At 25.9% G+C, this 11,622-nt stretch carries 13 protein-coding genes; 1 reads left to right on the forward strand and 12 read right to left on the reverse strand.

Annotation, left to right across the window (positions count from 1 at the left end; genetic code table 4):
• Positions 1 to 6: 6 nt before the first annotated feature.
• The 3 genes from NV226_RS02680 to whiA all read right to left on the reverse strand — a co-directional run bounded on the left by NV226_RS02680 (position 7) and on the right by whiA (position 2,864).
• Positions 7 to 816: a hypothetical protein gene (locus tag NV226_RS02680; protein WP_258210779.1), complete on the reverse strand. Its 810-nt coding sequence runs from the start codon at positions 814 to 816 to the stop codon at positions 7 to 9.
• 130 nt (positions 817 to 946) lie between these two features.
• On the reverse strand, positions 947 to 1,519 hold the full coding sequence (locus tag NV226_RS02685) for a hypothetical protein (RefSeq protein WP_258210780.1): 573 nt from the start codon (positions 1,517 to 1,519) through the stop codon (positions 947 to 949).
• A 487-nt stretch (positions 1,520 to 2,006) separates the two neighbouring features.
• On the reverse strand, positions 2,007 to 2,864 hold the full coding sequence (gene whiA, locus NV226_RS02690; RefSeq protein WP_258210781.1) for a DNA-binding protein WhiA: 858 nt from the start codon (positions 2,862 to 2,864) through the stop codon (positions 2,007 to 2,009).
• A 145-nt stretch (positions 2,865 to 3,009) separates the two neighbouring features.
• Here whiA and metK point away from each other — a divergent pair, with 145 nt between their 5' ends.
• Positions 3,010 to 4,155: a methionine adenosyltransferase gene (metK, locus tag NV226_RS02695; RefSeq protein WP_258210782.1), complete on the forward strand. Its 1,146-nt coding sequence runs from the start codon at positions 3,010 to 3,012 to the stop codon at positions 4,153 to 4,155.
• A 51-nt stretch (positions 4,156 to 4,206) separates the two neighbouring features.
• On the opposite strand, the gene NV226_RS02700 is transcribed toward metK, so the two are convergent.
• From NV226_RS02700 to NV226_RS02740, 9 genes are all read right to left on the reverse strand, one after another.
• Positions 4,207 to 4,443, reverse strand: a complete 237-nt coding sequence (locus tag NV226_RS02700) for a hypothetical protein (protein WP_258210783.1) — start codon at positions 4,441 to 4,443, stop codon at positions 4,207 to 4,209.
• A gap of 54 nt (positions 4,444 to 4,497) precedes the next feature.
• The gene (gene argS / locus NV226_RS02705) at positions 4,498 to 6,114 is read right to left on the reverse strand and encodes an arginine--tRNA ligase (RefSeq protein ID WP_258210784.1); all 1,617 of its coding nucleotides are present in this window, start codon (positions 6,112 to 6,114) and stop codon (positions 4,498 to 4,500) included.
• The gene (locus NV226_RS02710; RefSeq protein ID WP_258210785.1) at positions 6,114 to 6,824 is read right to left on the reverse strand and encodes a nucleotide exchange factor GrpE; all 711 of its coding nucleotides are present in this window, start codon (positions 6,822 to 6,824) and stop codon (positions 6,114 to 6,116) included. The genes argS and NV226_RS02710 overlap by 1 nt, the downstream gene beginning before the upstream one ends.
• Position 6,825: 1 nt before the next feature.
• On the reverse strand, positions 6,826 to 7,830 hold the full coding sequence (gene hrcA, locus NV226_RS02715) for a heat-inducible transcriptional repressor HrcA (protein ID WP_258210786.1): 1,005 nt from the start codon (positions 7,828 to 7,830) through the stop codon (positions 6,826 to 6,828).
• Positions 7,831 to 7,926: 96 nt separating this feature from the next.
• Entirely contained in the window at positions 7,927 to 8,571 is a 645-nt protein-coding gene (locus NV226_RS02720; RefSeq protein WP_258210787.1) for a uracil-DNA glycosylase, read from the reverse strand.
• A complete protein-coding gene (gene fmt / locus NV226_RS02725) occupies positions 8,555 to 9,406 on the reverse strand; it encodes a methionyl-tRNA formyltransferase (RefSeq protein ID WP_258210788.1) in 852 nt (283 codons plus the stop codon). Before fmt ends, NV226_RS02720 begins: the two co-directional genes overlap by 17 nt.
• 4 nt (positions 9,407 to 9,410) lie before the next feature.
• Positions 9,411 to 10,193, reverse strand: a complete 783-nt coding sequence (gene rsmA, locus NV226_RS02730) for a 16S rRNA (adenine(1518)-N(6)/adenine(1519)-N(6))-dimethyltransferase RsmA (RefSeq protein WP_258210789.1) — start codon at positions 10,191 to 10,193, stop codon at positions 9,411 to 9,413.
• Positions 10,183 to 10,950 carry a TatD family hydrolase gene (locus NV226_RS02735; protein ID WP_258210790.1) on the reverse strand — a complete coding sequence of 256 codons (768 nt, stop codon included), beginning with the start codon at positions 10,948 to 10,950 and terminating at the stop codon, positions 10,183 to 10,185. Before NV226_RS02735 ends, rsmA begins: the two co-directional genes overlap by 11 nt.
• Positions 10,950 to 11,549 (reverse strand): hypothetical protein, encoded by a 600-nt coding sequence (locus NV226_RS02740; protein ID WP_258210791.1) that lies wholly within the window; start codon positions 11,547 to 11,549, stop codon positions 10,950 to 10,952. The genes NV226_RS02735 and NV226_RS02740 overlap by 1 nt, the downstream gene beginning before the upstream one ends.
• Positions 11,550 to 11,622 lie beyond the last annotated feature (73 nt).

Raw genomic sequence — 11,622 nt, forward strand, 5'->3', positions numbered from 1 at the left:
TATTAGTTATTGTTTAGGTAAAGGAAGTGTTGTAAATTCACCTTCCGTTACTGGGTTTCCATCTGATGACAAGATAAATGTATATGTGGTATTAGGTGCTAAATCTTTTAACTCAATTTCTAATGATCTTTGACTGATTTCTAAATTATTATTAATCGACTGACTTCTTAAACTAGCTGCTTCTGTAGTACCTTTTATTCTGTACTGTAATTGGAATCTTGGTTGGAAGTATCCAGCATAAGTGTCTAAACCTAAAATGCTTAATGTAACTGCTGTAGGTTCAAATTTAGATGTATTTTTATCTAAACGTGGTGTGGTTGGAAAATGTTGATTAGGTGCTTTAATTAATAATTCTCGATTTCCGTCAGGTCTAATTCCATAAAAGACTAATTCAAACGTTAAATCACCTTTTGTATCTACTTCTGAAAACTTAACTGTTGCACTTCCATCTCTTAATGTTTGTCTAGTACTTGTTTTAGATACTTGTGTTGTACCTGAGTATTGCAATGTTGCTTCTACTGATGAATAAATTGAAGTAATATTAGAAACTCTAACTTCAAGTGAAGTAACACCATCTAATGTGGTAGTTCAGTTTAAAACACCTAAACGTTGGTCTTTTTGTTCATGTTTAGGAACATCAGATCCAAAAGGATTTGATGATGTTTTTGCTTCTTCTGCTTTCTTATGAAATTCAGGATTTTTAGCTTCATTAATATTGATATTTTGTTGATGGATATAAACCGATCCCAAAGCAATACCAGTAACTAATAATGCTGTTGCTGAGCCAAAACCTAATCATAGAAATTTTTTGGTCATATTTTCGACTCCTTTGCCGTATTATAAAATCTTTAAACTATTTTTATCTAAAGATTGATTGTATATTGTTAAGTGTTCTTTTTAAGATTTTTCATGTTGAAAAAACTCAAAAAGAATAATCAATATTCTTTTAGGTTAAAGATAAGAAAATTGCAAAAATGATTAAAACAATTAAAACAACTAAAAGAAGAAATAATCCGATTCCTCAGTATAGGAAAAGTTTTTTCTCATTATCATTTTCAAAATAATTTTCTTCTTCTAATGCGATAGTCATTTCTTCAGCTGCAATTACTGGTTTAGTTTTAGTTTCTTTTGTAGACTCTGCTATAACATTTTTAGTTGCTGGTTTATTGAAAACATCTGTTTCTTCTAAAAACATATTGTCAGCTTTTTCTAATAATGTTGTGTCAATGTCATCTGCAGGAACATCTGCTGGTTTATCTTTTGATTCAAATTTAACAATTTGAATATCGTCTGTTTTTTCATATTTAACGTCTTTTAATGTTTTGATTGAACTAACAAATTGTCCATTTTGTCTGAATCAAACCATTGCATCAATTCCTAAACTTTTAACATGACTAATAGCTTCTCTTTGAGAATTAAAAGTTAAGAATTTTTTCTTTTTAGCTTCTTTGAAGTGATATTCTAGTTTATTTGTTTCTTTATTTAGAACTTCTGAACAGTAGAATCTTTTCATTGCCATAAAGGCCTCCTTGTGAAATTTGATTTTGGAATTATAAAAAAATTATGTTTTCAGTTTTACCCGCTTATACAGGTTTTTGCACTGAACAATCCATAAATACAAAAAATTTTTCTAATAAGCTGCTATACTGATTTCTCATGAAATATTAGTGTTTATTTTTGTATTAAAAAATTATAGCAAAAAAGCAGTGAAAATATAAAAAACAAGACTAATCTAATTGGATTCCTGTATACAGAAAAAAATAAAAAACAAAAAAAACAGAAAAATATAGAAAAAAAACAGCATTTTACAGCTTTTTTTAAAAAAAGACAGGAAAAATTTTTTTCTGCATTTTTTTCAAAAAAGCTGTGATTTTCTTGTCTTTTCCTTTTTTAGAACTAGAAAAAAATAGTTTTTAACAAGACGGGAAAATCACAGCTTTTTTTCTGAGTTTTGTTTAAAAAAACAGAAAATTTTATTGTTTTTAATATTGGTGCTTTATCAATATTTAGATTAAATTTTCAGTATGTTTTTTTAGTTTTCTAAGTCAGTGATTTAATGCTGACTTAGTTTTTTTAACACCCTTTTTTTTCTCTAATAAAACAACTAATTCTGATAAAGATGAATAAGGATTTTCTTTTTTAAGTTTAAAAAAATCTAATTCCATTTCACTAAATAAATATTCTAAACGATACTTTTTTATTAAATCAAAATTTTCTAAATGATAGCTTGTTGAATCTACTAATCTTTTTTGATTATAAACATCTAAAGAAGATTGACGATTATAATTATTGTTAATATCACGCATTATTTTTTCATCTATAAAACTAAAAAATGCTTTTGATGCTCCGATAGAATTTAAAAAATCACCAATGCTTTCTGATTTTTTTAAATACAATGTGTATTTTTGATTTCTTTTGATTGTTAAAAAATTAAAATGTTTTTTTAATTTTTGTTGCATTAAATCATGAATATTTTTATATCATGTTTCAATTTGTAAATGATATGAACTTGTGTTCAAAGAAGCAATAGAACCTGAACCTATAAAAACACCAGCAAAAAAATACATAGGTTCTAAAATAACTTTTTCTAAAAGTTTTTGATCTTTATTAATCATGATTCAATTTTTATGTTTTGGTATTAAAAATGATTTTATTTTTAATTTATTTAATAAAAAACGTAAATGTTGAGAAACTTCAAAATCATTAATTCTAAAAATAATGTTTTCTTCTTCTTGAAAATGGGAATTTGCAAAAATAACACCTTTTAATAATTCAATTATTTCAGATGGATCCATTTTATTTTTTAATAATTCCAGTTTGATTTGATGTGAGAAAGATACATTATTATCTTTTTTTGATTTCATAGTATTAAAAATTTTACATAAATTGCTTTTTTAAATATAAAAAAATATTGGTACTTTGCTAATTACTCTATATAATCAGAAGTAAAACTTTTTTAAAAGTGCTAAAATTTTTATCTAAACGTTTAAAAATAAAGGAATTTTATTTATGTATAAAACATTATTTACTTCAGAATCAGTCGGAACGGGCCACCCAGATAAAATTTGTGATCAAATTAGCGATGCAATTTTAGATGCTTATTTACAAGTGGATCCTAAATCACGTGTTGCATGCGAAGTTCTAGCAACATTTAAAAAAATTGTTGTTACAGGAGAATTTAGATCAACTATTGAATTAGATTTAAAACCAATAGTTTTAAGAGTTCTAAATAATGTTGGCTATAGTGAAAAAGACTTTGAAATTGAATTTTTATTAAATCATCAGTCTGATGATATTAGTCAAGGTGTTGATAAAAAAGATGGCGAAATTGGGGCAGGAGATCAAGGAATTATGTTTGGTTATGCAACTAACGAAACAAAAGAATTTATGCCTTTACCGATTACATTGGCTCATGCTTTAGTAAAAAGAGCAGAAAAATTAAGAAAATCTGGTGCTTTCAAATGAGCTAAAAGTGATATGAAAAGTCAAGTAACATTTGATTATTCAAATTCTCAACCAAAAATTAAAACTATTTTAATGTCAATTCAACATGATCAAAACTTTGAACAAACAGAATTTTTTGATTTCATCAAAAATGAAATCATGATTTATGTGGCTAAAAAATACCATTTAAATACAGACTTCGAGGTTTTGATTAATCCAACAGGTCGCTTTGTAATTGGTGGACCTGTTGGTGATGTAGGTCTTACAGGAAGAAAAATCATTGTAGACACATATGGTGGTTTTGCTAAACATGGAGGTGGTGCTTTCAGCGGTAAAGACTACACCAAAGTAGATCGTTCTGCTGCTTATGCTGCTCGTTGAGTTGCTAAAAATTTAGTGGCTGCAGGGATTTCTGATAGTTTAGAAATTCAACTTTCTTATGCTATTGGAATTGCTAAACCGATTTCAATTGCTGTTGATACTTTTTATACAAGTAAATATTCAGATGATGAAATATTAAAAATTATCAATCAAGTTTTTGATTTAAGTCCTGCTGGAATTTTTGCAGCTTTAGATCTACAAAAACCAATTTATGAAAAAACAGCCACATTTGGCCACTTCGGTAGAAAATATAATGCTCAAACTGGTGAATTTAGCTGAGAAAGACTAAATAAAGTAGAAGTAATTCAATCACTACTAAAAACTGAATAAAATATTAAAAAACATAGCTATTAGCTATGTTTTTTAATTAAATAAAATAATCTATTTTCTTAAGGTTCATTGTCCTTCATAAGTACGGATAAATTTACCTGAAACTGTTAACATTTTATAAAGAATACCACGGCATTTTTCAGCAATTTCTTCATCTGTTAAATCTGAATAAATTTCAGTTCAACTTGGTTTTAATTTTGCTTCAATTTGAGTAAAAATATCTTCAAATTCCATTGGTTCAGTTGATTTAGCAAGCACAGTTTCTGTTATCCTCATGATAGTTTCCATATTAACTCCTTAATAATAATTAACATTTTACCTGATAAAGTAAAACTTTATAAATTAATTTTTAGCTGCCATTCTTTCGGGAGCATCTATTCCCATTAGTTCTAGCCCTGTAGATAAAACGAGTTGTGTAGCTTTTACTATAGCTAACAAATTTTCTTCATCTTCACTGCCGATGATTTTGTCTGAATTAGAATAAAATGCATTAAAATCTTTAGCTAATTTAATTAAATACTGTGGTAATAAATGAGTTTTATAAGTTTTTTCAATGTTGCCTAATAAATTAGGAAAAGTTTTTAAATTATTAATTAATTTAATTGCATATTCATTTTTAAAGCTTTCTGCTTTAAATGTAGTTTTTTGAGATTTATTTAATAATTGTACTGCTCTGGCATGTGTATATTGCAATAAATATACAGGATTATTTGTATTATTTTGAGCAATTAAATTTAAATCAAAATCAATCCCTGAATTTTCAGAACGATCTGCTGTGAAAAATCTAACAGCATTTTTCCCTACTAAATTAATTAATTCTCTTAAAAAAACGGTATTTCCTTTTCTTTTAGACATTTTAAATTCTTTACCATCTTTAATTAAACGTACTGTTTGACAAACTAAAACTTTAAATTTATTTTCAACATCATAACCTAGTTGTTGTAAAGCAATTTGCATTCTTTTGATATAACCACTATGATCTGCGCCTCAAATATCAATTAGTTTATCAGGGTTATTGAATAAAAATTTTTCATTATGATAAGCAATATCAGGTAATAAATAAGTTATATCCCCATTTTGTTTAATTAGGACACGATCTTTATCATCACCATAATCCATTGTATTTAATCATAATGCTCCATCTTTTTTAAAAGTACCTTTTAGTTTTTTTAATGTTTTTTCAATTGCTCCTGAATTATAAATATCTGATTCAGAAAAATATTTATCCATTGTCACATTTAAAAGACTAAGATCTTCTTTAATTCTTGTCAGTAAAATTTTCACAGACTCAGATTTAAAAATTTCTTTTACAGATTGATAATCTTTATTTAAATATTGATCATTTCATTTTTCTTTTAGTTTTTGGGCTAATCAAACAATATCTTGCCCTTGATAGCTATCTTCTGGCATTGGATAATCACTATTTCAAATTTGTTGATATCTTACAAATGCAGAAATTCCTAAACGATCAATTTGATTACCTGCATCATTAATGTAATATTCTCGAATAACATGATTTCCTCTAAAAGTTAAAATATTAGATAGAATTGATCCTAAAACAGCACCACGGGCATGTGCGACGTGTAGGAATCCTGTAGGATTGGCAGAAACAAACTCAATATTAATTTTTAAACCGCTATTTGCTGATCCAAAAGTTTTATCTTTTACAATTATATTATTTACTTCATCTACTAATAAATTGTCATTTACAAAAAAATTGATAAAGCCAGGTGCTACAATATCAATTTTTTTAATATTGTATTTTTTAAAATCAATTTCTTCAACGATTTTTTTAGCAATTTCTAAAGGAGGTAAATTTAAATCTTTAGTCAAAGTAAGAGCTAAGCTGGATGCAAAATCACCAAAGTTAGTTTTTTCATCAATAATAATTTTCTTTTGAATATTTCATTTCTTCAAAACTTCTTCTAGTGATTCTGCGATTTGCTGCTTTAGATCCATTATTTAGCCACCAATACATTTGCAGGTTTAATTACACGATCATGTAATTTATATCCAATTGATTGTACTTTTAAAATTGTTTCTGTTTCTTTTCCTGAGTCTTGCACTAATTCAAAAATTTCATGAATTTCAGGATCATATTTATCCCCAATTTGTGGAATAATTTTTGATAAACCAAATGATTCTAAAATATTTTCCATTTGACTTACAATCATTTCAAAACCTCTAACATAATTATTTACAGCAACATTTTCTTGATTATTTCCTGCTTGAATCGCTAGATTTAAATTATTTAAAGGAATTAAGAAATTTTCTAAAAATTTTTGTAATGAATATTTTTTTATCTCAGCAACTTCAGCTTCCATTTTATTATAATTTTCTGCTTTCAATTTATTTAGTTCTTCTTGTGCTTTAGAAGCTAATCTTTTAGCTTTTTCTGTAAAATCTTCATTATTTTTGATGATTTCTGCTTGTAATTTTGCATTATCAAGTAATAAATTCATGTTTTTTTCTTGTTCTTTTTTTAATAAAGATTCTAAATCTTTAATTTTTTGCTCAGCAGTAACTTTGTTTTTTTTGTGCTCAACTTTTTTAGATTTTTTACATTCTTCTGGATTTTTTGTTTTTTCACACTGTGTTTGACATGATTTAGCATTTGATTCACAAGTTTTTTGAGATTCTTGGTTTTCTTTTTTAATTTCTTTTTCCATATTATTCTCCTTTATTTTTTTTACTAAAATGTTGTTCAATAAATTTAATAGCAGTTAATGCTTTACTATAATCTAAGCGGTTAGTTCCCACAAAAGAAATTTCTTTTAAATTACTATCATTATTTCATTCTAATTTTTTAGAAATTAAAGAAATTTTGTCATCTTGGATATCAATTTTTAAAGTATCATCTTCATCCATTTTTCCTTCAATTGATTGTCATATAGAATTAGTTTCTACTAAATCTAATAATTCAATTAAACGCTCCCTAGAAATATCCTTTGATAAAATTAAACTATTTTTGTTATAAATTTTATTTTTATATTCAATTGAAAAAGTAAAAATATTAGAAACAAAATGTTGAATTAATGATTCATAATTTTTTACTTGACTTGCTAAAATAGGAGCCATTAATTGCACTTTTTCATGTAATTCTATTAATGGAACATTAATTAAACGATCTTTGAAAAGTCTGATAGCAATTCTAACATCATCATTATTTAATAAGTTGTTTTGCAGTTTTAACATTTTAGATTCTACACGTCCAGTAGAAGTAACCAATACAATAATGGAATTAAAATCATCTAAAACTGTTAATTGAATAGATTTTAATAATTCATTAGAATTATCAGATGAAGTTATCATAGTTAAACCAGCAATCTCACTAATAATTTTGACACTTTCATCAATTGTGGCATTAATTGAAATACGTCTTTTTGCAAAAACATCTTCAATCTGTTCTAGTAAGTGCTTTTCATTATCATCAACTAAATATTTAGCATAGTATTCCAACCCTTTAGTTGATGGAATTCTTCCTCCTGAAGTATGTTTTTTTTCTAAATAACCTTCTTTTTCTAACTGAGACATAATATTTCTAATTAAGGCTGTAGAAATGTCTAGTTGATATATTTCTTTTAAAGTCATTGAGCCAACAGGTTCTCCCATTTTAATATAAGCTTCAACGATCATTTTTAAATAGACATAAATTCTATCTTCTGTTTTTGACATGACAAAATTATAGCAAATAGCTTAATACTTTGCTAAAAAAATGCCATGATAATTAAAAAAAACAGTTTTAAAACTGTTTTTTTAATATTTTATTTTTTATCAAATTATTTTTTTGTCTAATAGGCTGTTAATTTTGATAAAAATTTCACTACCAAAAAAACCCCTATAGGCACTTAAGGGACTGGGATGAGGTGCTCTAATAATACATTGTTTTGATAAATCAACTTGCTGTTCAATAGTTTGTGCTTTTGATCCTAAAAGCACAAAAACAATTTTTTGCTTTTTAGTTACAATTCATTTTAATAAATTTTCTGTAAAAATTTCTCAACCTTGATTATAGTGCGATTGTGGATTGTTTTTTTCCACAGTAAGCACTCTATTAATTAACAAAACTCCTTGATTTGCTCAATGACTTAAATTTCCGCTTTTAATTATTGTTTTGGGGTAATTATTTTTCAGTTCTTTAAAAATATTTTTTAAAGAAGGGGGAAGAATTTTTTTATTAGTAGAAAAAGCTAAGCCATCTGCAACGCCGGGACTGTGATATGGATCTTGACCAATTATTACTACTTTTAGATTTTGGAAGTTACATAATTCTAAAGCTTTAAATCAATCACTTTTACTAGGATAAATTTCTGTATTTTGTGATAATTTAAAATCTAAAAAAGACATTAATTTTTTAAAATAATCTTTGCTAGTTTCTGCTTTGAAAAATTCTTCTCAACTATTTAAATGCCACATATACTCTTTTTTTAGACTCATATTGGTATTCATAACAATATATTTTTCCATCAGCTAGTTCTAATATCAAAGCATTTTTAATTAATTTTAGAGAAGCACGATATATTTTAATTCTTTTGTTATCTAAAATGACAAAAGCTCCAGGATTATCATTTAATGCTCTTATTTTGCCTAATGCTATTTCACAGGAATCTGTTAAAAATATTTCTGCAAAACTTTTATCAATTTTAGGACTTAAAGTAGCTTGAGAGTGATCCTGCATTTTTGGTTTAACTTTTTGATAATATAAATCATAAATTCATTTACTGATATTTTCTTTAGCTAAATTAGCTAATTTAGTGAATAGTTCTTTTGCTGTATCTTCTGGCAAAATATTTATTTTTGCAGTTGCAATAATGTCTCCTGCGTCCATTTCTTTAACCATATAAATTAAACTAATTCCTGTCTCTGTATCATTATTAATTAAAGAATGTTGGATTGGTGCTGCACCTCTATATTTAGGTAATAAAGAACCATGTACATTAATAGAACCATGTAAAGGAATATTTAAAATTTTTAATGGTACATATTGACCAAAAGCTGCAGAAACTATAAAATCAGGTTTTAATTCTTCTAAAATTTCTGCAATTTCTATGATTTTTTCAGGTTGATATACATTAATATTATGTTTTTGTGCTAAAAGTTTTGTGGCTGTAGGTTCAATTTTGTATCCGCGATTTGCAGGTCTGTCTGGTTGAGAAACAATTGCTTGAACATCAAAATCTTCAATTAGTTTTTCAAAAATTGTAGCGGCAAAATTAGGTGTTCCTAATAAAACTAATTTTATTTTTTTCATATTGCTATTTAACTACACTTTCTAATTTTTGGAAAAATTGTTGATATTGTTTTAAAGAAATTTCTTGTGGTCGAATATTGGAGTTTAGTTTAAATTCTTTAAAAACGCCTTTAATAAACTCATCACTATAATGTTTTTTTCAATTGTTTGCTAAAGTTTTTCTTTTCATACTAAAACTATTTTTAATAAATAGTAAAAAACTTTTTGTGTCTAAAGTTGTAATTTTATTAAATTCAAAACTTACAATTGCTGAATGTACTTTAGGTACAGGTCTAAATGCTGTGGGTGGAACAGAAAATTCTTTTTTAACAGTTGCAAAATATTGACAAACTACTGAAAGTTTTGAGTAATTAGCTGTATTAACTTTAGCAATTATTCTATCTGCCACTTCTTCTTGAACCATAATTAAGGCAGAAGAAAAAAGTTCTAAATGCTCAAAAATTTTAAAAATAATTTTGCTTGTAATGTAATAAGGTAAATTAGCTACAATTTTTTTCTTTCCTTGCCAAATTAATTGATGCTTTAAAAAATCACCATTAACTAAAGTAAAATTATTTGCATTAATTGTATTATTTAAAATTTCAATCATGTCTTGATCTATTTCAAAAGCTAGAAGACTTTTAGCTTTTGAAACCATAATTTGGGTAAGAGCTCCTCTACCTGGACCGATTTCAAGTACATCTTGATTATCAATGTTAGCTATGTCGATTATTTTATTGATAATATTTTTATCTTGTAAAAAATTTTGTCCAAAATGTTTTTTGGAAAACTGACCCTTAGTCAACATTGAAAACTTTCTTAACATTTTTATGCATTTGTTTTAAAAGTTCTTCTTCAGAAATACCTTTTAATTCAGCTAAAAAAACTGTTACATGTTTTACATAATAGGAATGATTTCTTTTACCGCGATGTGGGACAGGAGTTAAATAAGGTGAATCTGTTTCTGTGAAAATTCTATCTAGCGGTGTTACTAAAGCAGCAGCACGAACTGTTGTTGCATTTTTGAAGGTGATTACACCAGAAAATGATAAATAACAACCTAAAGCTAAAAATTTTTCTGCTCAAGTTGCATCACCGCTAAAAGTGTGAAAAATATATGTTAATTTATTGTAAGGTGTTTGCTGAATGATTTCATAAATATCTTCAAAAGCATCTCTAACATGTAAAATTACAGGTTTATTAAATTTTAATGCTACTTCTAATTGTTGTATCAAACATCTTTTCTGCACATCTTTTGGAGGATTATTTTCTCAATAATAATCTAAACCTACTTCTCCAATAGCTACAACATTTTCTGTTATATATTTTTCAAGTTCTAAATAATTTTCAGTGTCTCTAGCGACAGAAGGGTGAATTCCTAAAACAGGAAACAAATTTTTGGGATATTGTTTTGACAACTCTAAAACTTCATTAATTTCATTTCAAGAAGTCGCAACAAAAAACATTTTTTCAATATCTTGTAAAATATTTTTTTTTGCTTCTAAATTTGGATTTGAATAATATTCTTTAAAAATGTGTGTATGAAGATCAATATATTTTTTCATTATTTAATGCTTTCTATATCTTTTTTTATTTTTTGAAAATTTGTTTGATTCTCTATAGTTGTTAAATCTATTTTTTCTCTAAAATAACAGTTAACTTCTTCCAATGAATTAACATCTAAATTTTCAAAAATTTGTATTTTAGGTAAATAATTTACAAAAGCTTTAAATTGATATTTTGGATGGTGTCAATAAAATACTTTAATTAAGGCAATTGTTAAGTTTTCTATATTTAATAATTTTAACAATTTTTCTATAACATATTTTTTATTAGTCTCGCCATCTTTAAAATCTTCTCAATAAAGTAAATCTAACCTTTCTCTTAACATTTCTAAATCACTGGTTTTTACATAATGTAAATTTCAGTCTTTTATAAAATGAGGAATTTTCTTTTCATCATTTTTAAAATAAAATGCAATTTCTGTAAAAATTCTTGCATCATCTTTATTTTTTTGTGGTTCTATAGTAAAGTAATAGGTTATTTGCTTATCTTGTGATTCTCCGATAATAAGTGGTTTACCTTCAACATTTTTTTCAAAAATATCAAAAGTAAGTTGAAGTTTTTCTGGTTCTAAATTTAAGGTATTAAATTTGTTAATCATATTTCACCTCTTAATAAATTATTTTAACATTTGACACTAATAAAATATAAAGATAAAAAATAAAATTATTTTA

It is taken from the genome of Mycoplasma iguanae, from assembly GCF_024722375.1.
GTDB lineage: Bacteria > Bacillota_I > Bacilli_A > Mycoplasmatales > Metamycoplasmataceae > Mycoplasma_M > Mycoplasma_M iguanae.